This window comes from Paenibacillus sp. Aloe-11 (genome assembly GCF_000245715.1).
Classification (GTDB): domain Bacteria; phylum Bacillota; class Bacilli; order Paenibacillales; family Paenibacillaceae; genus Paenibacillus; species Paenibacillus kribbensis.
Window position 1 is genome coordinate 31656 of record NZ_JH601039.1, and the last position, 25615, is coordinate 57270.

Here is a 25615-nt window from a genome sequence, read left to right on the forward strand (position 1 = left end):
GATGGCAGCACCAAAACCGGTAGCTTTAATTATTATGGACGGATTCGGACTGCGCGACAACGTGGAAGGCAATGCGGTTGCACAGGCCAACAAACCGAATTACGACCGATATTTAAAACAATATCCTCATGCAACGCTGACCGCTTCTGGTGAAGCAGTGGGCCTGCCGGAAGGTCAAATGGGTAACTCCGAAGTAGGTCACTTGAACATCGGCGCAGGCCGCACTGTGTATCAAGACTTGACTCGTATTTCGAAGTCCATTCGCGAGGGTGAATTCTTCGATAACGAAACATTGGTTAAAGCAGTTCAGCATGCCAAGAAGAACAATACCAAGCTTCACCTGTACGGACTTCTGTCCGACGGCGGCGTGCATAGCCATATCAGCCATCTGTTCGCTATGCTGGACCTGGCGAAAAAAGAAGGCTTAACTGAAGTGTACGTTCATGCTTTCATGGACGGACGCGATGTTATGCCTGACAGCGGTGTAGGCTTCATGCAACAGCTGATCGCTAAAATTCAGGAAGTGGGCATTGGCCAAATTGCGACCGTACAAGGACGCTATTACGCAATGGACCGCGACAAACGCTGGGAACGTGTTGAGAAGTCTTACCGTGCAATCGTATACGGGGAAGGTCCTCAATATACTGACCCGCTGGAAGCATTAAAGGAATCGTATGAAAAATCAGTGTTCGACGAATTTGTGGAGCCAACTGTGATTGTAAAGGCCGACGGAAGTCCTGTAGGGCTGGTCGAAAGCAATGACTCTGTTGTATTCTTGAATTTCCGTCCTGACCGTGCGATTCAACTGTCTCAAGTATTTACCAATGAGGATTTCCGTGGTTTTGACCGTGGGCCAAAATGGCCTAAGGATCTGCACTTTGTTTGCCTGACCTTGTTCAGTGAAACGGTTGGAGGCTTTGTAGCCTATGAACCGAAAAACCTGGATAATACGTTTGGCGAAGTGCTGGTACAAAACAACAAAAAGCAATTGCGTATTGCTGAGACAGAAAAGTATCCGCACGTTACTTTCTTTTTCAGTGGCGGACGCGATGTAGAACTGCCTGGCGAAACTCGTATTTTGATCAATTCGCCAAAAGTAGCTACGTATGATCTGAAGCCTGAAATGAGTGCGTATGAGGTTGCGGATGCAGCAGTGAAGGAAATCGAAGCTGACAAGCATGACGCAATCATCCTGAACTTTGCCAATCCCGATATGGTTGGACACTCCGGCATGCTGGAACCAACTATTAAGGCGGTAGAGGTGACGGATGAATGTGTTGGACGTGTTGTTGACGCGGTTAAAGCCAAAGGCGGCGTGGTTATTATCATTGCCGACCATGGTAACGCGGATATGGAAATTGATGAGCAGGGACGCCCGTTCACAGCTCATACGACGAATCCGGTTCCGTTCATTTTGACTGACGAAAATATCGTTTTGCGTGAGCATGGAATTCTGGCTGACGTAGCTCCAACGCTTCTGGATTTAATGCAGCTTCCGCAGCCTGCGGAAATGACAGGAAAATCTATGATTGCATCCCGCAAGTAAGCTTGATTTAATAAATATAGGCTTGACCAATAAATTATGATTCACAAAGGAGATTAAGTACAAATGACTATTATTTCTGACGTGTACGCTCGCGAAGTCCTCGACTCCCGTGGTAACCCTACGGTTGAAGTTGAAGTATATCTGGAATCCGGCGCTATCGGTAGTGCCATCGTTCCTTCCGGTGCCTCCACTGGTGCTCACGAAGCTGTAGAGCTTCGCGATAACGACAAATCCCGTTACCTGGGTAAAGGTGTTCTGCAAGCTGTTAAAAACGTGAACGAAATCATCGCTCCTGAAGTGATCGGCTTGGATGCTTTGAACCAAGTAGAAATCGACACTTTGATGATCAAATTGGATGGTACACATAACAAAGGTAAATTGGGTGCAAATGCAATTCTGGCTGTATCCATGGCTGTTGCTCGCGCTGCTGCTGAAGCTCTGGGCTTGCCGCTGTACACTTACCTGGGTGGATTCAACGCTAAACAATTGCCAGTACCAATGATGAACATCGTTAACGGTGGCGCTCATGCCGACAACAACGTTGACGTTCAAGAGTTCATGGTTCTGCCTGTAGGCGCTCCTACTTTCAAAGAAGCTCTGCGTATTGGTGCGGAAATCTTCCACAACCTGAAATCTGTACTTAACTCTAAAGGTTTGAACACAGCTGTTGGTGATGAAGGCGGTTTTGCTCCTAACTTCAAATCCAACGAAGAAGCTCTGTCCACGATTATCGAAGCAATCGAAAAAGCCGGTTACAAACCAGGCGTTGACGTATTCCTCGGTATGGACGTTGCTTCCACTGAGTTCTACAAAGATGGAAAATACACACTGGAAGGCGAAGGCAAATCCTTCACTTCTGCTGAGTTCGTTGACCTGCTTGCTTCTTGGGTTGATAAATATCCAATCGTTACCATCGAAGATGGTTGCTCCGAAGATGACTGGGAAGGTTGGAAATTGCTCACTGAGAAACTGGGCAGCAAAATCCAATTGGTTGGTGACGACCTGTTCGTAACGAACACAGAACGTCTGGCTAAAGGTATCGAAGAAAACATCGGTAACTCCATCCTGATCAAAGTAAACCAAATCGGTACGCTGACTGAAACATTCGACGCTATCGAATTGGCTAAACGCGCAGGATACACAGCTGTAATCTCTCACCGTTCCGGTGAATCCGAAGACAGCACAATCGCTGATATCGCTGTTGCAACAAATGCAGGCCAAATCAAAACAGGTGCTCCTTCCCGTACTGACCGTATTGCGAAGTACAACCAATTGCTCCGCATTGAGGATCAACTGGGTGAACTGGCTCAATACCACGGCCTGAAATCTTTCTACAACCTGAAAAAATAATATTGCGCCAACATGCTGACGGTGTTTCAAGCTTTGTGGTTGATGATCACGAGGCTTGGACGCTCGAAGCTTTTACGCAATGATCCAACAGACCTGCACGCTACTGTGAGCAGGTCTGTTTTTGTTATCTGCCTGCATGTATACGTGTAAATAAGTAGATGAGCATGTAGATGCATCTTTGTAAAGGCCTGATAGGGGGTAATCTCCATAGCTGGTTGTTATCTACTGGAAGTTGTGGTAGAATGAAAGTAGTGTTTTGCGTTAATTTCCGGCTATCATAACATGATATGGACATGTTTTCATAAAAGAGGCTGTGTTTTTTGCAAAACAGATGTATAAGCTCAGGAGGTGGATTTTTCATGGAAATCTTTTTGAAAGTGCTGCTCATTGTGTTCTCGATTGCTGTTATTGCGGTCGTTTTACTGCAAAAGGGGAAAAGTGCAGGTTTGTCCGGTGCCATCTCTGGCGGTGCTGAGCATCTGTTCGGCAAGACAAAAGCTCGCGGTATGGATTTGATTTTGCAACGTGCAACTGCTGTTTTGGGTGCGTGTTTTATGATTGTTGCCGTTCTGGTTGCATTTTTTGCAAAATAAGATAAATATGTACATTAAGCCTTCGTTTCACTGGAAACGGAGGCTTTTTTGGATTTTAGACAGGCAGGGATGCCGTCGATTAAATTCGTGTATACTAGGGTATGAGTATATAAGAGCCTTGTAACAGGAACAAGGAACATGCGGATTATTACTGAAAATTAAAGGTTGCCCGAGGTGGACAAAATTATGATAACAGAGCAACAACTACTTGATTTTATGCGAGAGACCGCATACAAGCCTATGACATACCAGGAGCTGGAGCAGCATTTTGACATTAAGGACGCAGAAGAGTTTCGCGAATTTCTTAAGCTCTTGAACGCGCTGGAGGAAGATGGGAAAATTCTGCTGACCCGCACAAACCGTTATGGTGTGCCGGAACGAATGGATTTGCAGCGCGGGCGCTTGCAGGCTCATGCCAAGGGCTTTGCTTTTTTGATTCCAGAGGACCGGGAGCACCCGGATGTATACATTCATGCTAACGATTTAAAGAGCGCGATGAATGGAGACACGGTGCTGGTAAGAGTGACGTCAAAGGGACCTGCGGGTGGCCGATTGGAAGGCGAAGTCGTGCGGATCGTGAAGCGCGCTGTGCTTCAAGTGGTGGGGGTGTTTCAGAGCCACGAAGCATACGGTTTTGTTTTGCCGGATGATAAGCGCATTAATCGGGATATTTTTATTCCAAAGGACAGCTTCAACGGAGCTGTGAACGGGCAAAAGGTCGTTGTGCGTATTGTGAGCTACCCGGAAGGACGGGCGGCAGCGGAAGGCGAAGTGCTGGAGGTGCTGGGTCACAAGGACGATCCGGGCGTCGACATTTTGTCGGTGATTCGCAAGCATCAGCTTCCAGAGGCTTTTCCCGATGAAGTGACAGCGGAAGCAGATCAGGCTCCCGATGCGATTACGGAAGAAGAAATTGTACGTCAGGGACGTCGCGATTTGCGTGATAAGATTATTGTAACAATTGATGGCGAGGATGCCAAAGACCTGGATGATGCGGTTAATGTAGAGCGTCTGCCGAACGGAAACTACCGTCTGGGCGTTCATATTGCCGACGTAGGGTATTATGTGCGTGAGAACTCCAAGCTGGATCAGGAGGCTTATAACCGCGGCTGTAGCGTTTATTTGGTCGACCGTGTCATTCCTATGCTTCCACACCGGCTTTCCAACGGGATTTGTTCTTTGAATCCGCAGGTGGATCGCTTGACTTTGTCCTGTGAAATGGAATTCAACGAGCATATGAAGGTTGTAAAGCATGATATTTTCACCAGTGTGATTAAAACGAAGGAACGAATGACATACACCAACGTTCGCAAAATCCTCGAAGAGGAAGATGCCGAACTGATGGAACGGTACAAAGATCTAGTAGAAGTATTCCGTACGATGAAGGAACTGGCATTGAAGCTGCGTGCTAACCGGATGCGCCGGGGTGCGGTTGATTTCGATTTTGATGAAGCGAAAGTGATTGTGGACGATGAAGGTAAAGCTGTCGATATCGTAAAAAGAGATCGTACGATAGCCGAGCAAATTATCGAGGAATTTATGCTGGCGGCCAATGAAACTGTGGCCGAGCATTTCCACTGGCTCAAGGTGCCTTTCCTATACCGGATTCATGAGGACCCGGACCCAGAGAAGCTGCAAAATTTCATGGCGTTTGCCGCTAATTTTGGACATCAGATCAAAGGCCGTGGGAATTCCATTCACCCGCGTGCGTTGCAAACGTTGCTGGAGGACATTCAGGGCACGAAGGAGCAGACAGTGCTTAGCACGATGATGCTGCGTTCGATGAAGCAGGCCAAGTATGATGCAGAGTCTACAGGGCATTTTGGACTGGCTGCGGAGTATTATTCTCATTTTACATCGCCAATTCGCCGTTATCCTGATTTGGTGATTCACCGTGTCATTCGTGAGGTATTGGAGAATGGCGGGGCTTTGACAGATGAGCGTCAGGAATATCTGACTGCACGCATGCCGGATATTGCGCAGCAATCCTCCGAGCGAGAACGTGTGGCTGTGGATGCAGAGCGCGACACAGAGCAAATGAAAAAGGCTGAATACATGCTGGACAAGGTTGGCGAGGAGTTCGAGGGCATCATCAGCAGCGTAACTAGCTTTGGTATATTCATCGAGTTGGACAATACGGTGGAGGGTCTGACGCGTCTGAGTGCGCTTACGGATGACTATTACCATTTTGACGAGCAGCATATGGCGTTAATCGGTGAACGCACTTCCAAGGTATTCCGCATCGGAGATGAGGTTAAGGTTCGCGTCGCGCGCGTTAATATGGAGGATTACACGATTGACTTCGAGCTTGTCGATATGAAGCAGCGGCAACGCCGTGAGCGGACGGGCGGTTCGGGACAAGGCGGAGGCTTTGCACGTGGCGAGGGCCGCGGTAAAGGCCGCGAAGGACGTGACCGCAAAGGCGGCAAGGACAAGGCTGGCAGAGAGCGCAAAGGCGGTCGTGAGGCGGCTGGGAAGCCTAAAGAGGCCGGCAGCGGAGGCATTAGCACCACAGGTCGCACAGGCCGCGGTGGTGGAAACGGAGCCGGAGTCGGCTCGGCAGGCAGTTTTGGCTTTGGTAGTGGCAAGGGCGGATATAATTCGCCAATCGCCGGTACGAGCAAACGCCGGAAGAAGAAGACATCTGCTAGCGGTATTTTTATCGGCAGTGCGGCTACACCAGGCAGTGACGCCGGATCAAGCGGTGAAGGTGCCGGGCGTCGCAAACGGAAGAATAAAGGCGGCGGAGGCGGCAATAGCACTGCTGGATTTGTGAGGAAAAAGAAGAAGTAAGCAGGATAGACCGCTTATGCTTATTGCTGGCTGAAGCGTTTCTGTCAGGGTGTAAAACTGATTTGAAGGTATGTATGAGGGTGGCTTCCGTCTGCTGTGATTAGATGGAGGCCACTTTGATTTTGAAGTATGTCCATCATATGAATCCGTGAGTATTGGAGTGAGGGCTTGTCTTTCTTGCTTTTACCATCTGAATTTTGTTACAATATGTTTCTAGGCGGAGCTTTGTAGCCATCGGATGAAATGCTTGGATTTAGAAGTTGATTACGTTATTCAAAGGAGTGGTATTCATGGGTAAGAAGGCAGACGGGAAAGTGCTCGCCCAGAACAAAAAAGCTTCCCATGACTATTTTATTGAGGACACCTACGAGGCGGGCATGGTGTTAACGGGAACGGAAATTAAGTCTCTGCGGAATGGTCGATCCAACATCAGTGATGCTTTTGCTACGATCCGTAATGGCGAGATTCATATTCACAATATGCACATCAGTCCCTTTGAGCAAGGTAATCGCAACAATCCAACCGATCCGACGCGTACGCGTAAGCTACTGCTGCACAAAGAGCAGATTCGTAAGCTTATAGGTCTGTCCAAACAGGAAGGCTATACGATCGTACCGCTCAAGATTTACGTACGCAACGGCTATGCCAAACTGCTGCTTGGATTGGGTAGAGGTAAAAAGCAGTATGACAAGCGGGAAACGGCTGCCAAACGTGATGCACAGCGTGATATCCAACGCGCTCTGCGTGAGAAGCAAAAAATTGCGAGATAAGCTGCTGCATTATCATGTATGGTACAAATTACGTGGATAAGCTACTTGTTCCTGTAATGGTGCTATTTTATCGAGCTGAAATGGCTTTATTCCGTTTCGTTATGACATGTAATATGGTATACTAACGAAGTAGTAAGCTTTCAATGTATTTTGTGCTTAACTTGGTTCGACTGTTGAATCTCAGGATTCAGCTTCCGATATTATGCATGCTTATGCTCCGGTATTTCCGGTTATCCGTGGAGCCCTTTTTTAATGAGGGGGCGTTTATGGATTCGACGGGGATAGTTCGAGCATGGGTAGCGGGTAGTGGGGACGCGTCCACTTCATCAACGCTAAAGCCTATTAAACGGCAAACAACAAAACAACTACGCTTTCGCAGCTTAATAACCTGTGAGCGTGCTCCTCTCCTGCATCGCCCATGTGCCGGATGTAGGGGCTAACCTATAGTGGGATACGCTGTCACATCTCCGCCTGGGGTGTGCTGAAGAAGACAATCAGGCTGACCCAACGTACAGCCGGTTACGGGGCGGTACTCGGGTGACATCAAAACTGTGACTACACCCGTAGAAGCTTATGTGTCGTTATCTTCGGACAGGGGTTCGACTCCCCTCGCCTCCATATGGAAATTACAACAAAACCCGCTGACCTGATGGTTAGCGGGTTTTGCTGTCTACGGAGAGCAGCGGGTTGACTCGTAGAATAAGCATCGGTGGTAAAGTCAACCGGAGTGCAACTTTATGTAGTTAGTAATAAGGAATATACCTCTCAAAATACTCTCTTAGGTTATCGTCACAAACATAGATGTATGTTCCTCTGATACCACGAGTTAGAAAAACCGCATATGTATTAAGAATGTAAGCTTTCAGTTCTTCAACAGTTATTCCATTCTTTACTTTGTTGTCGAAAAAATTATCCTTATTTATTTTTATCATATTGTCCAATTTATCAAAAACGAGATCTGGACCAATAATAACTCCAGCATAGTTTAAATCAAGTCCAGGCAATGTATAAATACTACCCATCTCTTTTTTAGCATTTAAATTGCTTAACCAACCGCCTGTCTGACTGTTCCATTTAATGTTAACACCGTCAATACTGATATCTACTAATTTGTTGTCTTCTTTACCTTTCCATTCCCAGGCATATCCCGTACAAAGCCTGCATAGCCCCATGTCTTTTTCCTTTACATCAAGGGCGTTCACCATATCGGAAAACGAGGTGAAAAGTTTAAAATCATAGTTTTCAAATGCAAGATTGTTAGTAGTTTTTTGATAAAGCACATCGTAGATGTAAGGGACATAGCTATCGCCAGCTTTTATTCGCATCTGTTCATCTAGCTCTATAGGACGAATCCCCCGCTTTCTTTCATACAGTCTTTCTTCAAATTGTTCGCGTGTTATGTCGGAAGGACTTGTACTTTGTTTTCCGTCATAGAATAGAATCTGGCAGTTGGAATTAGCCATAATCCAATCCAATTCATCGTGTGTTTTATCGAATCCGAGTCGGGCATTCCCTGTTTTAAAATGTACGTGATACATTCCGAGATTTTTACCTCTTCTCAGTCGTTGGGCTTCATCGCAAATAATAATGTCGTAGTGTTGTTTGGTGACTTCCACTGGGCTGATAACGTCTTTTTTGCTCAACCCCTCCGTATTCTTAAAAACTTCTTGAATTTCGCTGCGAGTGCAGGGATTTGCATACACCAATGCGATTTTTTTATCTCTATAACGCTCATTGCTTTTTAAATAATGGAACAGTGAAGTGGCTACAACAGTTTTCCCGGTTCCCGCATCACCTCTTATGAGAATTGGCCTTGTATTGAAAGTCGGTTCATGTGGTAGAGTCTCACCTGAATCAATGGTGTGAACAATACTTGTTAAGGTCTTGTGTTGTTCTTCGGTTAGGGTAGTATGAGGAGAGTACTTATATGCATTTGAGTTAATGATCGTATTAAATTCTTTCGTTTTTACCAGCCCTTTTTCTTCAAGTTGGAACCATAGCTTATCAAAATACCGTTCAAAATCATTCTTTCTTTGGTAATGCGGCTTTTGGCCGTCACTTCCATTTACAATATGAAACTTTTTATCAACCTTCATTAGTTTTATTAGCAGGTTTTCATAATGCTTGGCTGGTGTTTCCTCCATTGGTGATCCAGTAATTATATGCATTTTGTTAAAAAGGTATTTTTTATTCTTATTTTTTTGGGAGTTGCTATCGTGTTCCTTCGCTCTTCTGATGGAGTTGTTGGTTTCACCAATGTAGGCCTCTTTACCATTTTCTAATATGTAGACGCAGTGATAGTCAAAAGGGATGTCCCATTCATCAAAGTTTTTATTGGTATAATCATAGGTTTCTATCTTAAACATAATTCCTCCTACTGGGGGTTAATTTGGGGTTCACGGTTCTTGTAAAATTTATCTTTGCAAAATATTGTGTTGTTGTCAAAGTGAATGCTGGCAGTTATCCATATAAAGGGAGTGATTATACTAGCTGTATCCAAGTGCAGTTCTCGGTGCCTCCAATAGTTGGCTCGGACGATCATCCCCAGCCGAAAAGATTAGTAGTAGGTTAAGGCAAGTAAACGAGCTATACAACGAACCCTTGCTAGGGTGACATCAAAACCGTGACTACACCCGTAGAAGCCTGTGTGGCGATATTTTTGGACAGGGGTTCGACTCCCCTTTCCTCCATTTATACCACTAGAAAAAGCGACCATGATCGGTCGCTTTTTTACATCTCCGTATGATTTAATTATCACACAATACTTCTTAATTATTTCGGCCAATTCCTCAAATGCGTATTTGTGATTGACCATGTCTACCGTGAAGCTCTCGGCATGCTTGGTTCGGCCGACTTTCCCTCCCGACTCCAGATTTCCCAACAATTTCTTGGGAGTCCATTTTTCAGTCGGAGCTTTTAAACATTGCGGTTCTGATCAGTATATTGGGCTCATTTTCCCCGCTGATCCAACAGACCCAATTCACCCATTCTTGGTATTTACGCTTTCAGCACTTCATCTGAGCTTTATCTTTGTATTCCCAAGTGGTCGTTAACTGCCGGTACGTCCAGTTTCCCTTAACGTGCAGGCGGATCGCTTCCAACTTTAGTTCCTCTGCATACGTCTTAAACTTTTGGCCTTTTATTACTATGGAAAATGCACTGGTTAGTGTCATATTTCTACCCGTAGGGATATTCATCCAATTAATTTCTAGCAAAAATGAACCAGGAAATATCTCCTAATATACACCGCAATTCAGGACGTTGAAAGGAGGGGGATATTGACGAATGATGACGAATTAGTTCGAAATTATGGGAAAGGGGCTTATATAATACTAATTTCTCCCCCTTGAAGATTATGGATAGACGCTGTAGTTTGAATGTAAGTCGCATTAGTTTGACTCATGTATTGTGACTTTTTTCTCATTATAAAGTTTGGATAAGTGTTTCATTAATATGATTACACGAGGGGAGGTGGATCGAGAAACTTGTCGGTATTTTGATAACGGTTCAATGGTGTATGCAACAAATCAAATTTGGGAGGATTGGAAATGAAAAAGAGGATTACAAATGTAATGAGTATTGTTTTATTGTTTTCTCTTGTAATATCTTTAATAGGATTGCAAGGTACTACAGCTTATGCTGCTGGTCTTTCGATCATCGACGGTGGAGGCTGGAATGAAACTGCGTATGTAGAATGGTCACCTGAAAGCAATGCGGAGGGATATAATGTATATGTTAAACCTGTAAACGCGTCAGATTCTTACTATCAACAAATTGATAATGAATTAATCCGAAAATACCCTTCCTATTGGAGAGCTGATGCCGTAGGTCTTGCAGCTGGAGATTATGTAATGAAGGTTGAAGCCAGGCTGCCAGGCGGATCAACGGTAAGTGCTGTTTCAAAAAAGCTATCCGTAGCGTCATATGATAGATCCGGATTTGCTTTCTCATCAAAATCGCAATATGGCACAGGCTCAGGTGCTTATAATGCTGACGGAACACTTAAGAGTGGTGCCCAGGTTCTTTATGTAACATCCGAGACTGCACAAACAGTGACTCTCGATGTGAAAACCAACAGCTCAGGTCGTGTTCAAACAGGTAAAGGTCTAGGCGAGATTTTGGCATTAAGACAAAAAGGCTATGATACAACACCACTTGCAATCAGATTTATTGGAAAAGTTACAAAAGATGACATGAAGGGACAACTGAATAGCAGCGGATATCTTCAAGTAAAAGGCAAAAAAAATTATTCGGAAATGAATATGACGGTTGAAGGTATCGGAGACGATGCTTATGCTTACGGATGGGGAATGCTTCTTAGATATACCGGAAATGTGGAAGTGAGAAACCTGGGTCTGATGTTGTTCCCTGATGACGGTATTTCAATGGATACAGGAAATGCCAATGTTTGGGTGCATAATAATGATATATTCTATGGATCTGCAGGAGGAGATGCTGACCAAGCAAAGGGAGATGGTTCCACAGACGTTAAAAATGGATCAACGTATATTACAATCTCTTATAATCACTACTGGGATTCAGGAAAATCGGCTCTGGTCGGCTTAAGTGAATCGTCAGAATTCTTTGTCACCTTCCACCATAACTGGTTTGATCATTCAGACTCCCGTCATCCACGTATAAGAGTGGCATCTGTTCATATATATAATAACTTCTTTGATGGAGTTTCAAAATATGGTGTCGGTGCTACAATGGGAGCTTCAGCCTTTGTAGAATCTAATTATTTTAGACATGCTAAATATCCAATGCTGAGTTCTTTGCAAGGTACGGATGCTTTAGGGGAAGGTACATTTTCGGGCGAAAACGGAGGTGTGATTAAGGCCTACAACAATAGTATAGTTGATGCTGCCAGTCTGATTTATGCCAACTCCAATAACGGGACAGCTCCGGCAAATAAAAGCTCATTTGATGCGTACTTAGCTTCGTCGAGAAATGAGACCGTACCAAGCTCATACAAAGCACTAAAAGGAGGAACAGCGTATAACAACTTTGATACAAGCGTCGATACTGGAGTAAATGGTGCTGACATTGATAATGTAAGCGATGTTGAACAAATTGTTACTGCAAAAGCTGGACGCCTGAATAACGGAGACTTTACATGGGAATTTGATAATTCCGTTGATGACACGTCGTATGCACTTAATTCAGCTCTAATGGCTAAAATAAGAAGCTACACAACTCAACTTGTGTCTGTAGGGGGGAATTCAATCTCAACGGAGCCAACGCCGACTCCTATTCCAGAACCAACTCCGGAACCAACACCAGAGCCAGCACCAACGCCTATTCCGGAACCGACACCGGGGCCAACTCCAGAACCAACCCCAGAACCGACACCGACTCCTGTTCCGGTACCAACACCCGGAGAACAAGTTCATAACTTCACCATAGCTGGAACCGACAGCGACTTCTTTGATATTAAAGGGAATCTGTCGGCAAACAAGGGAACTGTGGAGTATAATGGTTTGACTCTAACTCAATGCTTAAAAATCGAGAGCTCGACCAGTATTGGGTTTACCACTACGGAAGCTTCAACATTAACATTAGTGTTTAATTCAGCAGACGGAACAAAAATCAAGGTTGATGGAACCAGTTATCCAATAACTGATGGTATTGTCAGCGTATCACTTGCTCCTGGCGCACATACCATTACAAAAGATAATCCTACAAATCTTTATTACATGGAATTGAAATAGATTATCTGATGAGACAGGGACCAAAACACCATTCAAGTTTAAGTGACCAGTTGCCGGAATTGAACCGGCGACTGGTTTATTTAGTTTTGTTTGCATATGAATTGATGTGCACACGTTTATGAATGCTCAGGTCCTTTTCCGTAGCTGTATTGTTTACCGACAGAGGCTCTATCGCTACTTGAACGAACGTATAATAGCCCGACCGTGTGAGGTCGGGCTATTGTTGTATAACTCTATTTTGCATGCTCATCTGGCTGATGAATACCAAAAATATTTCCTTCTGTGTCCATGTAATACCCTTGCCACGCCATTCCAGGCAGTGCATGCTTTGGCAGTGCAAGTTTGCCTCCAAGATTAAGAATTTTTGTTTCAGTAGAATCGTAATCTTCCACTCCCATAGTACATGCATAACCATTCATAGCCTGACCAGGTTGGGGGGAAGCACCTTGACGTTGCATCAAGGCCCCGTTGATTCCGGGTTCATTTGCATCGCCTGTCACAGCTCCAAAATAAGGCGTTCCAGCATAGTCACTCCAATCCTCAAATGTCCATCCAAATACCTCGCCATAAAACTTCTTGGCACGTTCCATGTCATCTACATGAATTTCGAAATGAACGAGTCGGCCCATGATTTCCTCCTATGTTTTGACATCCTGCATTTTTCTGTTATTATACTTTCCTATTTCGCTAAATATATAAAATTTAACTGATTTTTTTGTAGTTTGTACTAATAAGAGCCATGAACTCACCTTTCCCAGATGTAAGCTAATGGCTTTTGCACCAGCATCTCTGCTTGTTACTCGTCATCTCAGATTACAGCATCCGTGTCGCGAAGTGAATGAGGCCAGTCGCCTTCCCAACGGTATTTATCTTTTAAAATTTTGGCACTCAATTCTAAACAAATATGCACTACCAGGTCTGGGTAAAGTTGTTCCATTCTTGCTATTAGGTCGGCAGAATCTGTTGATTCTTTGAGATGATGCATAAAATCTTTCAAATAACATCGTGTAAATTTGATACCATCTGGATTGTAAGGTCTGTCATTTGGAGCATGCCCAGGGATGATGACTTCTGGCTTCAATGCTTCTAATGTGTCGAGGTTATCAAGCCATGCCTGTCGATCCTCTGGGAATCGAGCATCAGCTACCCAAAGATGTGCATCGGAGAAAACCAGATCACCAGCGACTAGCGTTTTAATGGATGGAATCCACAAAATGGCTTCATGTTCAGCGTCGCCTCGCATTAATCCCAGAATGTCTATTTGTTCACCATCAACTGTGAGATGCGGTTCTTCTATGCGTTCAATATTTACCAGCGTTTTAGAGCCGTTATTGCCTAGGACCTCAGTTCCCCAGTAATCGATTTTGAAGCTGAAAGCCTCATTAGCTTCTTCAGCTACTTCTTTGTATGCCATTACACGTGCGTTTGGAAATGCTTCTTTTATTACGCCCAATCCTAGATAATGGTCTGGGTGAAAATGACTGATAAAGATTTGTTTTAGTTCACGACCTGTTTCAAGAATTTCGGCTACTAAACGAAGTGCGTTAGAACGGCTAAATTGAGCATCGAAGAGTAACGCTTCAGTAGGACCATATATAATAGTCGAGCTTACACCGAACCCATCATGTTGATCGCTACTAATAAATACTTTTGTTTGTAACTGGTTTGTCATGTTGATTTCCCCTTTCTTTCGGTTAATAGTTTGTAAGAAAAAAATTTTTGGCAATTTCTTCTGGCTTTTCTGCACGTCCCATTGATTGTAACTTCTGCCCATTTTTGCGAGTTGTCACTCATAATATTACACCTTTTTCCAACAGAAATGTTTAAAGATTCTCATATTGGTGTGTGAAGCAATCCAAGGTTGATCTTTTTTTAAAAAAGTATTGACACGGATAGAAAAATATTATATCTTTATATCAAGATAAATAAATTAAAGATATAACTGATCAGAACATTTTGAATATGGAGGTATACACATGCTTACAATTTTAAACAGAATTAATCAGCTTGCAAAAAAAGCACAAGAAGTCGGATTAACTGAAATTGAAAAGACTGAACAAACCGATCTTCGCAAAGAATACCTTCAAATTTTTCGGGGTTCAGTAAAAAGCATCCTCTTGAATTCCACTATTTATGATCCGAATGGAGATGATGTTACTCCTGAAAAACTAAGAAGAGAGCAGGCTCAATTAGTTAAACAATGAATTTAATTTTTGCCAAATACCTTTAATTTAAAAATCTTTAAATAAAATATAATATGGAGAGTGATTTTTATGTTGGCAAGTGGATTGTTATTAGTACGTTTGGTGGTTGGATTGTTATTGGTGGGGCACGGAGCTCAGAAACTTTTTGGCTGGTTTGGCGGCTATGGTCCAAAGGGTACCGGCGGTTGGATGGAATCGATCGGAATTAAGCCCGGAGTATTCATGGCAGTGTCCGCTGGGCTGATGGAATTGCTGGGAGGAGCTCTATTTGCTTTAGGACTGCTCACTCCGCTGGCTGCACTCTTAATTACGGTAACTATGCTCGGAGCGATTGTCAAAGTACATGGACCAAATGGAATCTGGTCAACAGCTAACGGCTATGAATATCCGCTAGTTCTTATGGCCATCGTAATCGGTATTGCGTTGACAGGAGCAGGTTCATATTCCATCGATGCAATACTTAAATAAAGCGTGAATGCAGGCCATTAAAAATTACTAAGCACGAAAAACAAAGGTTCCTACTATTAAAGGAGGGTTTCATATGTCACTTCAAACTACAGGTATCCATCATATTACAGCTTTTGCGGGTAATCCGCAGGAAAATGTCGACTTCTATGCTAGCATCCTTGGACTTCGGTTATTGAAGAAAACAGTCAACTTCGATGCTCCTGAAGTTTACCACTTATACTTTGGTAACGAGGCAGGAAGCCCTGGAACCATCATTACTTTTTTCCCTGCACCAGGAACCCCCAAAGGGCGAATCGGAGGTGGCCAGGTGGGCATTACCTCGTATGTGGTACCGCCAGGTTCACTTGATTTTTGGCAGCAGCGTTTGGAAAGCTTTGATATTCAAGTTACGAAAACGAGCCGTTTTTCTGAACAATATCTTCAATTCGAGGATAATGAGGGGCTACGTCTTGAGCTTGTTGAACGTGAAGCGGGGGCGAACAGTACTTGGTCTTACGGTGGTATTTCGGCCGATAAAGCAATTAAGGGGTTTGGAGGTGCCGTGCTATTTAGCGTCAACCCACAGAAAACGATGGATGCATTGGAAGGCATACTCGGATTTACGAAAATCGGTGAAGACGCCGAATATGCCCGTTATCAGTCCGTAGGAGAAATCGGCAACATCGTGGATGTTCCACTCGCCAAAATGGGTTTAGGCATTGGTGGAGCAGGCACGGTACATCACATTGCATGGCGTGCAAAAGATTTCGAACAACATGAAGACTGGAGAAACACAGTCCAGAATTATGGCTATCACACGACTCCAATCATAGACCGCCAATATTTTAATGCTATATATTTCAGAGAAGCGGGCGGCATACTATTTGAAATTGCTACAGATCCACCGGGATTTGCTAACGATGAACCTGCTGATTCTTTGGGGCAAAAATTAATGCTGCCAGAGTGGTATGAACCAGAGCGGGCTCAAATCGAGGCGAACTTGCTTCCTATTGAAGTGAGAACATTAACAGGAAAATAAAGAGCACTCTTATGAAAAACACCCTTATGGGTGTTTTTTCGTTTTTGGAAGGTTCCCCAGTGTTTCCCGAGTCCTTCAGCCGACAAGATATTAATGCTCCTCCCACCTTTAGAAGTGCTGAGCCTCATGTGTTATCGTGTAAAGTTTTGCTTGATAGCCTTAATTTTCTCCTCCGTAAATACCCCTGAATCCAGCAAGTCCAGAATGGAGAGGACACCGCCGCGGGAACCCCAACTGCCTTCTTCAATGACCTGGAAAGATACCCACCAAGTCGGGGATGGTTCCGGTACACCAAGTACTTTAGTCAAACTGCCAAGAATATTCTCAAGCACTTTTTTGCGGACGTCGTTAGGCCAGTCACCATCCATCACCAGAACATTGACAGTAATAACATCACGTTCAGGCTGATCCGATAGCAATTGCCCGCCAATTGCCATGTAATCTCTTGGACGTTCGGTGAAATGGACCTGGAACCCTTCTCTTGCTGGCGGACAATATTGACCTACCTCTGGAACGAGCACTGCATCCGTCAAGCCTTCTGCCAAAAGTCGACGCTGTTCAAGCGTTATGCGGCCTGCTGGATAATTTACATTGATTATGGTCATAATCGGATATCTCCTTATTGAGGTTTAACCAAGCAATGTCTTGAAACCTTTATGATATGTGTACCCGAGGCATCATCTTGGCAAGCTCATTGATGTTTTGTTGATATCGTTAATATAAAACGGTGTAAAATCCCTGTCAACACTAATTATTATAATAATATATATTTTTATAATATATAGATTGAGTGTGAAGCTGGTCCAAATGGGCTATAATTATGTCTAGTCTAATAAAAACATGACATACTACGGAGATTCGCTAGAGGTACTAGGAGGCATAATATATAATGGCGAGACAGTCAGGGAAAACCAATACAATGTTTGCGGTATTAGGAATTCTGAGTCTGGGTCCTCATACCGGTTATGATATAAAACAACATATGGAACAAAGTACTAGCTACTTTTGGAATGAGAACTACGGCCAGATCTATCCCAGCCTGGCAGAGCTACTGGACCGAAAGGACATTACGGTCGAGGTTATTCGTCAAAAAGGGAAGCCTGACAAGAAGCTCTACAGCATTACCGATCAGGGAAGGCAGACGTTGTCCGACTGGCTTTCTCAGCCCATGGAGCATGTGGTGATGCTCAAAAAAAATGAGCTGCTATTGAGGGTGTTTTTTGGCGGCAATTCTTCGCCTGAAACGATTATAAAGCACATACAGGAGCATAAAGAAAAGCTAATGGAAAGCCTGCATATTTTTGAAGAACTTGAACGTTGGCTTATTAATGTAGAGCATAAAGACCATAATCACAAATATTGGATGATCACAATGAGCTATGGTAAAAGTCAGTTCAGCAGCTTAATCAACTGGTGCGATGAAAGCATTAAAGTATTGAGTTCTTAGCGCTGGTAAAATCCATATGTAATGAATAATCAGAAAGCATGCTGGAGTTTCCTGAGGAATAGTAAACTAATAGCGACATTTTTGTCGTTATCCTCGGACAGGGCCCCGACTGCCCCTCCATAAAGCTGCTTGCCAAGTTGGGCTCGCATCCTTATGGAGGAGGCTTTTCATCCCCGTAAGGAAGATTTAATACACGCGATTTTGTACGCTGTAAATGAGTAGCTATTATTCCACCAGCTTTTCAGACTTTAGCAGCATTTCTCGCAGCACGTGAGCGACTCGGCTTTTTCGGTTTGCTGCTTTTCTTTTGATCAGGTTCAATGATTCTTGGTATGCTGGATTATTTTTTTGATAAAAGAACTGCTTGGCTGCCAAACGCAGCGTCCTTCTTAACAGCAGGGCTGATGAGCGTGTCAGCTTGGAACGGAATCCCCTGTGTAATACTCGCAGTGTACTTTTGTAGACTTCCAAATCCGCGGATGGGGGGACAAGGGCGAGCAGATTTAAGGAGGAATCATTGAATCCGTAGGTTTCAAACATGATTTTCAGATTTTCCGTATTTAAAACGTTCCCTCTAAGGTAGGTTGGGTGTTCCTGATGATATCCGACAACCTCTTTGATGGAATAAAAAGGAATTCCCAATCGATGCAGCCGGTAGCCAAGGTCCCAGTCTTCGAGTCCATAGAGTACAAATCGTTCATTAAAGCCGCCAATACGGATCAATTGGCTGCGCCTGATGGATACACAACGTGTAATCAGGAGCAGCCAGGGAGCTACATCTGTAGTGGCGAATTGCTTTTTAATATTGGGGGGAACTCTTGTGGGGCTAACTACTTTTGACAATGCACCTGTATGATGAAGGATATCCTCTGTCGTTATGATCGGAATGATTTCATTCGCTGCTTCAAAGTCGGGATTCCATAGGTCTGATTGTGTAAGTATCCTCCGACAATGCTCTTTTTCTTCCGGAGAAAAGTCTGGGTGATAATGGGTAAAAGCATCGTCCCACGAGTGAGGAATGCCTGAAAGCACGGATTTGGGATATTTGCGGTGATAACGGCTCACGATTCTAATGAAATCAGGCAACACCAAAAAGTCAGCGTCGCAGAAAATGATGTATAGCCCTTTTGCACGGTGCAGTCCCAAATTTCGAACGGCAGACCGACCGCGTTGTTCCGGATGGGATACGTAGATAAGAGGATAGGATGCTTTGAAGCCTTCGACCATTTCTTTCGTTCCGTCTGTAGAGCCGTCATCAGCTACAATCACTTCGAATAGGTGTTTTGGATAGGTTTGTGTTTCAAATGAAGTGAGTGTGAGCAACAACTGCTGGACTCGATTATAGGTTGGAATGATGACGCTGTAGCGGATAGCCAATGTGATCTCCCCCTCCACCATTGATTATAAAAGCCCTTGGATAACATGAATAATAACAATATACTCAATGGATTTAGCGTGGTCTGGTCAAACACCTCCCAAGGTTCGAAACAGGCTTGGTCTTATTGCGGATGTGTCTTTCGAGCGTCACAAGAAAATGAAATACATGATTTGTTCATGCGATGCAAAGTGCCTGACCCCGTGTCTGAACGTATGATTTCGACAGGGCTCAGGCACTTTTTTTGATTTCCGCGTAGTGAGGATGGATGGCTAGATGGGATTAGCTTTTGGAATTTAGCTATGATGAACAAATTTTACCGGATTTGATGTATGATATGGTGGGATGTAGTCCTTTCGAAGGAGGTCATCATGGGAATTTTGTCGAGGTTTAAGGATATTATGAAGGTGAATGTCAACGCCATATTGGATAAGGTGGAAGATCCAGAGAAGACCATTGACGATTATATGCGGAATTTGAGCAGTGATCTGGGCAAGGTGAGAGCGGAAACTGCTTCAGTACTGGCTGATGAGAGAAGGGCGAAAAGAGCATGGGATGAATGCAGAGCCGAGATCAAGAAGCTCCAGCATTATGCCAGTAAGTCCGTGGAAGCTGGAAATGAAGAGGAAGCTCGAAAGTTTCTGGAGAGAAAAGCTTTGCAGGCGCAAAAGCTGGAACAATTGCAAGCCTCCTATGACTTAGCTTCGGCAAACGCCGCAGGTATGAAACAAATGCACGATAAGCTGATGTCCGATATGGGGCAGTTGGAAGCGCGGCGTGCCGAGCTTAAAGGGAAAATGGCGGTTGCCAAAGCACAGCAAGCCTTGAACTCCATGAGCAGCCAGGGTTCTGTTTTCGAAGCGATGGAAGAGAAGGTGAACAGGGCATATGATGAAGCGATGGCGATAGCCGAGCTCCGGGCAGGAACGAAGGACAACCTGGATGATTTATTCGCACAATATGAAAAGAGTATGAATGCAGAAGATGAACTGGCTGCAATCAAAGAGAAAATAAACAACAAGGAATCATAACAGTTTCTACAGGATAGAGGTGAGCAGATGCCGGTTATTGAATACAAATGCCCCAACTGCGGTAGTGGCATGGTCTTTGACGGTGAGACAGGGATGTTATCCTGTCATAGTTGTGGGAGAGAGGACAATATTGAATCCATTCCTGATCCTCTGATGAATCGTATTTTTTCAGAAAATGAGGTTCAGGAGTATCATTGCAATAACTGCGGAGCAGTGATTATGACTGAAATGGAGACGAGTGCAACGGTGTGCAGCTTCTGCGGTTCAGCCGTGGTTCTCGGTGATCGACTGACCGGGGAGTTGGCTCCGGCGCAGGTGATTCCTTTTTCGATCAGCAAGGAAGAAGCGATAGATGCTTTCAAAAAATGGTGCAAGAACGGACGGCTGACGCCGAACCGGTTCATGACAGCAGATCGGATCAAGGGGATAACCGGGATGTATGTGCCCTTCTGGTTATATGATTTACATAATAAAATTGAGGCTTATGGCGAGGGTATGAAAGTACGAACCTATACGAGCGGGGATTACGAGTATAAGGAAACGCAGCATTTTGATGTATATCGGAAAATCCGCCTGGATTATGTGAAGGTTCCGATTGATGCTGCGGAGAAAATGAATGACGAGCTGATGGATAAATTGGAGCCGTTTCCTTACGATCAGCTAAAACCCTTTAAAACGCCATATCTGGCGGGCTATATTGCGGAGAAGTACAGCTATAACGAAGAGGAGCTTTTCCCGCGAGTGAAAGACAAAGTGAAGGAATATATTGATTCTTATATTCAATCTACGGTGTCAGAGTATACGTCCGTGAACTACACGGAAAAGCAAATTGATACGACATTACAGCAAGCGGATTATGTCCTGCTCCCGGTATGGGTCATACACTATGATTATAACCAATTGGAGCATACGTTTGCGATGAACGGCCAGACGGGTAAAGTAGTTGGTAAGCCTCCGATTAGCAAGTTCAAGGTGACGGCCTGGTTTGCAGGTATCTTCGGCATTACTCTCTTTTCATTGAGGCTAATCACTTGGCTGATCATGGGAGGGGGATCTTAGTGAAAAGACTTAGAGCGATTGTTATCATTTCGTTGTTCTTCGCTGTTTTTCTGGCTGTTCCGATGGAAATGAAGGGCGAAGCAGCTACGACAGACATGAAGCCACTGATTTATGATGAAGCAGGACTGCTTAATCAGGAAGAGTATGACGTGTTGAACACGATGGCTAATCAATACGGAGCCGAAAGAGAAACGGACATTATTATTGTTACTACTATGAATCCCGACAATATGGATGTTATGAAAATGACGCAGGATTTTTATGATGATCATGGACCGGGGTATGACAGATCACATGGTAATGCGGTCATTTTGACGATGGATATGAGAAATAGAGAGGTGTACCTGGCCGGATTTTATAAGGCAGAACGGTATCTGGATGACGATAGACTAGATAAAATACGCTATGAGATTACCCCGGATCTGACGAACGGCAACTATGGACTGGCATTTCAAAAGTATATTTTGGGTGCGCACAGATATTTGGCCATCCGCCCAGGGGTGAATCCGGACAGTATATTTTTTAAAGGCTGGCTTCATTTGGCGATTGCACTGGGATTGGCGGCCATTATCGTCGGCAAGATGGTGTCCAATTCCGGGGGTCGGGTTACGGTAAATCGGCAGACCTACGAGGATGCAAGCACTTCAGGGGTTCTGGAGCATCGGGATATGTACCTTCACACAACGACAACAAAGCGGAAGATTGAAAAGAGCAGCAGTAGCAGCAGCTCAGGCGGTGGTGGCGGAACCACCAGTGGCGGTCATTCGCATAGCGGCAGCAGAGGATCATTTTAACTGAAGGGATGGATGCAGAATGGGGTTCTTTAGAAATCAATTTGCGAATGTTGTAGAATGGGAAGAATTCAGAGATGATATGATTTTTTGGAAGTGGAGCAATCGTGAGATTAAAAAAGGCAGCAAGCTGGTTATCCGCTCCGGTCAAGACGCGATTTTTGTAAATAACGGCAAGATTGAGGGGATTTTTGAGAATGAAGGGTCGTATAGCATTGACTCTGATATTATCCCGTTCCTGTCTACGTTAAAAGGGTTCAAGTTTGGTTTTAACAGCGGCATGAGGGTAGAGGTTTTGTTCGTTAATACAAAGGAGTTTACCGTCAAATGGGGGACGCAGAATCCAGTTTTAATCCCGACTCCCCAGCTTCCGGGCGGTATGCCTATTCGCGCCAATGGCACATTTAATTTTAAAGTGAACGATTATGTTACACTCATCGACAAGATCGCCGGGGTGAAAGACAGCTATCTGGTTGAAGATGTGAAGATCCGGATTACTTCTGTGCTGGATCAGCTGTTAATGAAGTGGATCAGCAGAGAAGGGAAGGACATGTTTAATTTGCAGGCGAATGCTTCCGATATCTCGAAGGGTATTCAAGAAGACCTGGACATGCAAGTGATGGACAACGGCATGACGATTACCGGCTTCCATGTGATGAGCTTCAACTATCCGCAAGAGATCCAGGATATGATTACGAAGACAGCTTCTCATGAAATGATCGGTAATCTGCAAAAGTATCAGCAGGTGACGATGACGGACGGTATTGCATCTGGCAACGTAAAAGGCGGCGGAGCTGCTGCCGATATGGCGAGTATGATGATGGGGATGAATATAGCGAATGAAATGATGAAAAATGTGAACCAGGGCCAACAGCCACCGGCTGAGACTAGGCCTGTTTCCGAGGCTCCTACTCCTTCTGGCGATCATAAAAAGCTTAATTTTTGCCCGAATTGCGGTACCAAAAACGAAGGAGCTAACTTCTGTCCGAATTGTGGGCAGAAATTGAGCGTGTAACTGATCATTTTTCGTGAAGAAAAGAGTGAGTTTCGAGGTTTGGATTGACCCCGAAGCTCACTCTTTTTGCTGTCTGTTCTCCGTGTCTGCTTTTTAGTCTACGCATTTTCGTAAAATGCACCATTCCGCAGCTGGTCTACGAATTTCTGCAACCACATGTAGTACCGCTCTGCGTGCTGGAGTTTATGCAGGTCCTGCAAAGCTTTCTCCCTCTCTTCAGGCAGGGTTGCTTCCGCCAGAATGATTTTGGATAATCCTGGGATAGCTTCTTGAAGACTTTCCTCCATCACGTCAATTTCCCTTTGCAGCTTAGCTCCGAAAAAGTTCTGAAAGGTGCGAAAAAAGTCGGTCTCCGCCCAATAAAGGTCCTTTCGTTCCTGCTTTTCCTCCAATTTATATATCATTTGCGATTCGGTAAGAGAACGTACAGCGTAACTCATATTACTCTTGCTCATGTTCATAGACGTCTTCATCTCTTCCAGCGTCATAGGCCTATCTTCGAAATACATAATGCCATACAACTGTCCAAATGAATGATTGACCCCGTACAAATCCATCGTATTGGCAATTGCATCAATCACTTTCTCCCTCAATTCACTCCGGCAAGGCAACGCTGAATGATTCTGATCCTCCATAACCTCTTTACCCACAATCTCACCTCTACTATAAGGATGGGATTTCCTTTTAATTCTTCATATTTTACATGACTCCCGTTATTTTAACATAACCAGGAATTAAATTTTTCAAATGTGCTGTACAATTATTTTTGTACATAATAGAAAAAACGAACGTTTTGAAGTATTTTCGTATCAATGTAAAACAAAATTTGAACAACAAGGAGTGTGCGAAGTGCGTGTGAGACTATGGAGGGAGACAGAAGCGATTCTTTTCACCCTACCTGCTTTGATCCCACTGCTAGTTTTTTGGCTGGGACCATTGGGATACATTGTTTATCTGAGTTTTACAGATTGGGACTTTATGAGTCCGGAAAAAAGGTTTGTTGGTTTGGAGAATTATACCTATCTGTTAACGAATTCTGAATTTTATCAGTCTCTGAAAGTGACTCTGCTATTTGGCCTTGGGAGTGTTATACCAACGATTGTTGGTGGACTGGCGCTGGCCCTTTTAATGAACAGAAATATTAAATCATCTGGTCTGTTTCGGACATTGCTGTTCTCACCCTGGGTCACGCCAACCGTAGCCGTCTCCATTGCATGGTCATGGATCTTCGAGCCCCGGGTAGGCCTCGCGAATCTTTTGCTCGGCTGGCTCGGAATTTCCCCGATTGGCTGGCTTCAAGATCCGAATTGGGCACTTGTAGCTGTCCTGATCGTTACGCTGTGGAAATCAATTGGTTGGTCGATGGTATTTTACCTGGTAGCCTTGCGTAACCTGCCATCCGATTTGCTGGAAGCGGCGTCGATTGACGGGGCAGGCAGCTGGGACAAATTCAGGAGTATCACCTTGCCGTTGATTTCGCCAACAACATTCTTCCTGTCCATCATCCTTACGATTCAGTCGCTTCAGGCCTACGACCAGATTAATGTGATGACACAGGGAGGGCCGGCCGGGGCAACAAGGACACTGCTTTACATGTATTATCAGTCTGCGTTTGAATCATTCAATGTAGGCGAAGCTTCTGGCATTGCCGTCGTTATTATTCTGATTTGCGTATTGCTATCAGGGATATCCTTCCTGCTTGGCCGACGCCTGGTGCACTATTGATGAATATGACAGCTCTAAGTAAAGTAATCCGTTACCTGCTGCTTGGCATGATCAGTCTGACTGTGGCATTTCCTTTCTATTGGATGGCCATCAGCGGTTTCAAGACCAATGACGAGATATGGCAGTTCCCGCCAACGTTCTGGCCAGAAGCGTTCCGCTGGAGCAATTATATGGATGCATGGAATTCTGCCCCATTTGCTCGCTACATGCTGAACAGTACGTTTGTAGCAGCGGCGATCTGTCTGTTGCAGATTGTTAATTCCAGCATGATGGCCTATGCACTCACCCATATGCGTTTTCGCATGAAAGGTGTACTCACTGGACTGATTCTGGTAGGCTACATGATTCCGAGTACAGCCGTCTATCTGCCTAGCTATCTGGTTCTCAGCGAGCTTAAACTGCTGGATTCCTATACGGGATTAATCGTAACCAACTGTGTCAGTGTTTTCTCTATTTTCCTGATCCGGCAGGCATTCCTGCAGGTGTCTCACGAACTGGTGGAAGCTGGACAGTTGGATGGAGCTTCTCACTTCCGTATTTTATGGACCATTATAGCGCCGCTGGTTCGCTCGACCTTTGCCGTGATGGTATTGATTACGTTCATCGACCAGTACAACAACTACTTTTGGCCGATGCTCATTACCAAGGACCCGAATCTGCAATTAGTATCAGCCGGTCTGCGCAGCTTTTTTGTGGAAGGAGGAGCCTATGGACTGGCG

The 25615-nt window shown here is 44.5% G+C and carries 22 protein-coding genes and 1 other RNA gene; 17 read left to right on the forward strand and 6 right to left on the reverse strand.

What is annotated here, in order from left to right; all coding sequences use genetic code 11:
* Position 1: 1 nt before the first annotated feature.
* The 6 genes from gpmI (at position 2) to ssrA (ending at position 7673) form a co-directional block, all read left to right on the forward strand.
* Positions 2–1546: a 2,3-bisphosphoglycerate-independent phosphoglycerate mutase gene (gpmI, locus tag WG8_RS00860; protein ID WP_007428158.1), complete on the forward strand. Its 1545-nt coding sequence runs from the start codon at positions 2–4 to the stop codon at positions 1544–1546.
* 63 nt (positions 1547–1609) lie between these two features.
* A complete protein-coding gene (gene eno, locus WG8_RS00865) occupies positions 1610–2896 on the forward strand; it encodes a phosphopyruvate hydratase (RefSeq protein ID WP_007428159.1) in 1287 nt (428 codons plus the stop codon).
* A 359-nt stretch (positions 2897–3255) separates the two neighbouring features.
* Entirely contained in the window at positions 3256–3489 is a 234-nt protein-coding gene (gene secG, locus WG8_RS00870; protein WP_007428160.1) for a preprotein translocase subunit SecG, read from the forward strand.
* A 186-nt stretch (positions 3490–3675) separates the two neighbouring features.
* Positions 3676–6282: a ribonuclease R gene (gene rnr / locus WG8_RS00875; protein WP_007428161.1), complete on the forward strand. Its 2607-nt coding sequence runs from the start codon at positions 3676–3678 to the stop codon at positions 6280–6282.
* A gap of 290 nt (positions 6283–6572) precedes the next feature.
* Positions 6573–7052 (forward strand): SsrA-binding protein SmpB, encoded by a 480-nt coding sequence (gene smpB / locus WG8_RS00880; protein ID WP_007428162.1) that lies wholly within the window; start codon positions 6573–6575, stop codon positions 7050–7052.
* A gap of 256 nt (positions 7053–7308) precedes the next feature.
* Positions 7309–7673: a transfer-messenger RNA gene (gene ssrA / locus WG8_RS26130) on the forward strand.
* 122 nt (positions 7674–7795) lie between these two features.
* Here ssrA and WG8_RS00885 read toward each other — a convergent pair.
* Positions 7796–9418, reverse strand: coding sequence for a DNA/RNA helicase domain-containing protein (locus WG8_RS00885; RefSeq protein WP_007428163.1), 1623 nt, complete (start codon positions 9416–9418; stop codon positions 7796–7798).
* Between the two features lie 1182 nt (positions 9419–10600).
* Here WG8_RS00885 and WG8_RS00895 point away from each other — a divergent pair.
* A complete protein-coding gene (locus WG8_RS00895) occupies positions 10601–12763 on the forward strand; it encodes a pectate lyase family protein (protein WP_007428164.1) in 2163 nt (720 codons plus the stop codon).
* 233 nt (positions 12764–12996) lie between these two features.
* On the opposite strand, the gene WG8_RS00900 is transcribed toward WG8_RS00895, so the two are convergent.
* Together WG8_RS00900 and WG8_RS00905 are read right to left on the reverse strand one after the other, a co-directional pair.
* Complete coding sequence (locus WG8_RS00900; protein ID WP_007428165.1) at positions 12997–13392, reverse strand: VOC family protein; 396 nt, start codon at positions 13390–13392, stop codon at positions 12997–12999.
* A gap of 179 nt (positions 13393–13571) precedes the next feature.
* Positions 13572–14435: an MBL fold metallo-hydrolase gene (locus WG8_RS00905; RefSeq protein ID WP_007428166.1), complete on the reverse strand. Its 864-nt coding sequence runs from the start codon at positions 14433–14435 to the stop codon at positions 13572–13574.
* Between the two features lie 304 nt (positions 14436–14739).
* Here WG8_RS00905 and WG8_RS00910 point away from each other — a divergent pair, with 304 nt between their 5' ends.
* From WG8_RS00910 to WG8_RS00920, 3 genes are all read left to right on the forward strand, one after another.
* Positions 14740–14967 carry a DUF896 domain-containing protein gene (locus WG8_RS00910; protein WP_043890659.1) on the forward strand — a complete coding sequence of 76 codons (228 nt, stop codon included), beginning with the start codon at positions 14740–14742 and terminating at the stop codon, positions 14965–14967.
* 69 nt (positions 14968–15036) lie between these two features.
* Positions 15037–15435, forward strand: a complete 399-nt coding sequence (locus WG8_RS00915; RefSeq protein ID WP_007428167.1) for a DoxX family protein — start codon at positions 15037–15039, stop codon at positions 15433–15435.
* Positions 15436–15508: 73 nt separating this feature from the next.
* The gene (locus WG8_RS00920; protein WP_007428168.1) at positions 15509–16453 is read left to right on the forward strand and encodes a ring-cleaving dioxygenase; all 945 of its coding nucleotides are present in this window, start codon (positions 15509–15511) and stop codon (positions 16451–16453) included.
* A gap of 131 nt (positions 16454–16584) precedes the next feature.
* Here the strand turns inward: WG8_RS00920 and WG8_RS00925 are convergent, their stop codons facing one another.
* The gene (locus WG8_RS00925; protein ID WP_007428169.1) at positions 16585–17058 is read right to left on the reverse strand and encodes a tautomerase family protein; all 474 of its coding nucleotides are present in this window, start codon (positions 17056–17058) and stop codon (positions 16585–16587) included.
* 284 nt (positions 17059–17342) lie between these two features.
* On the opposite strand from WG8_RS00925, the gene WG8_RS00930 reads away from it, so the two are divergent.
* The gene (locus tag WG8_RS00930; protein WP_007428170.1) at positions 17343–17900 is read left to right on the forward strand and encodes a PadR family transcriptional regulator; all 558 of its coding nucleotides are present in this window, start codon (positions 17343–17345) and stop codon (positions 17898–17900) included.
* Between the two features lie 225 nt (positions 17901–18125).
* Here WG8_RS00930 and WG8_RS00935 read toward each other — a convergent pair whose 3' ends face one another.
* Positions 18126–19277, reverse strand: coding sequence for a glycosyltransferase (locus WG8_RS00935; protein ID WP_007428171.1), 1152 nt, complete (start codon positions 19275–19277; stop codon positions 18126–18128).
* A gap of 369 nt (positions 19278–19646) precedes the next feature.
* Here WG8_RS00935 and WG8_RS00940 point away from each other — a divergent pair, with 369 nt between their 5' ends.
* From WG8_RS00940 to WG8_RS00955, 4 genes are read left to right on the forward strand one after another with little or no spacing between them, the layout of a single operon-like run.
* Positions 19647–20306, forward strand: coding sequence for a PspA/IM30 family protein (locus WG8_RS00940; RefSeq protein WP_007428172.1), 660 nt, complete (start codon positions 19647–19649; stop codon positions 20304–20306).
* Positions 20307–20333: 27 nt separating this feature from the next.
* Positions 20334–21365 (forward strand): hypothetical protein, encoded by a 1032-nt coding sequence (locus WG8_RS00945; RefSeq protein WP_007428173.1) that lies wholly within the window; start codon positions 20334–20336, stop codon positions 21363–21365.
* Positions 21365–22159, forward strand: coding sequence for a TPM domain-containing protein (locus WG8_RS00950; protein WP_007428174.1), 795 nt, complete (start codon positions 21365–21367; stop codon positions 22157–22159). Before WG8_RS00945 ends, WG8_RS00950 begins: the two co-directional genes overlap by 1 nt.
* Positions 22160–22178: 19 nt before the next feature.
* Entirely contained in the window at positions 22179–23171 is a 993-nt protein-coding gene (locus WG8_RS00955) for an SPFH domain-containing protein (RefSeq protein WP_007428175.1), read from the forward strand.
* Positions 23172–23269: 98 nt separating this feature from the next.
* Here the strand turns inward: WG8_RS00955 and WG8_RS00960 are convergent, their stop codons facing one another.
* The gene (locus tag WG8_RS00960; RefSeq protein WP_007428176.1) at positions 23270–23806 is read right to left on the reverse strand and encodes a GbsR/MarR family transcriptional regulator; all 537 of its coding nucleotides are present in this window, start codon (positions 23804–23806) and stop codon (positions 23270–23272) included.
* A 214-nt stretch (positions 23807–24020) separates the two neighbouring features.
* Between WG8_RS00960 and WG8_RS00965 the strand changes: the two genes are divergently transcribed.
* Positions 24021–24896 carry a carbohydrate ABC transporter permease gene (locus WG8_RS00965; RefSeq protein ID WP_007428177.1) on the forward strand — a complete coding sequence of 292 codons (876 nt, stop codon included), beginning with the start codon at positions 24021–24023 and terminating at the stop codon, positions 24894–24896.
* A partial coding sequence (locus WG8_RS00970; protein WP_007428178.1) for a carbohydrate ABC transporter permease occupies positions 24896–25615 on the forward strand: 720 nt, incomplete at its 3' end. The genes WG8_RS00965 and WG8_RS00970, both read left to right, overlap by 1 nt.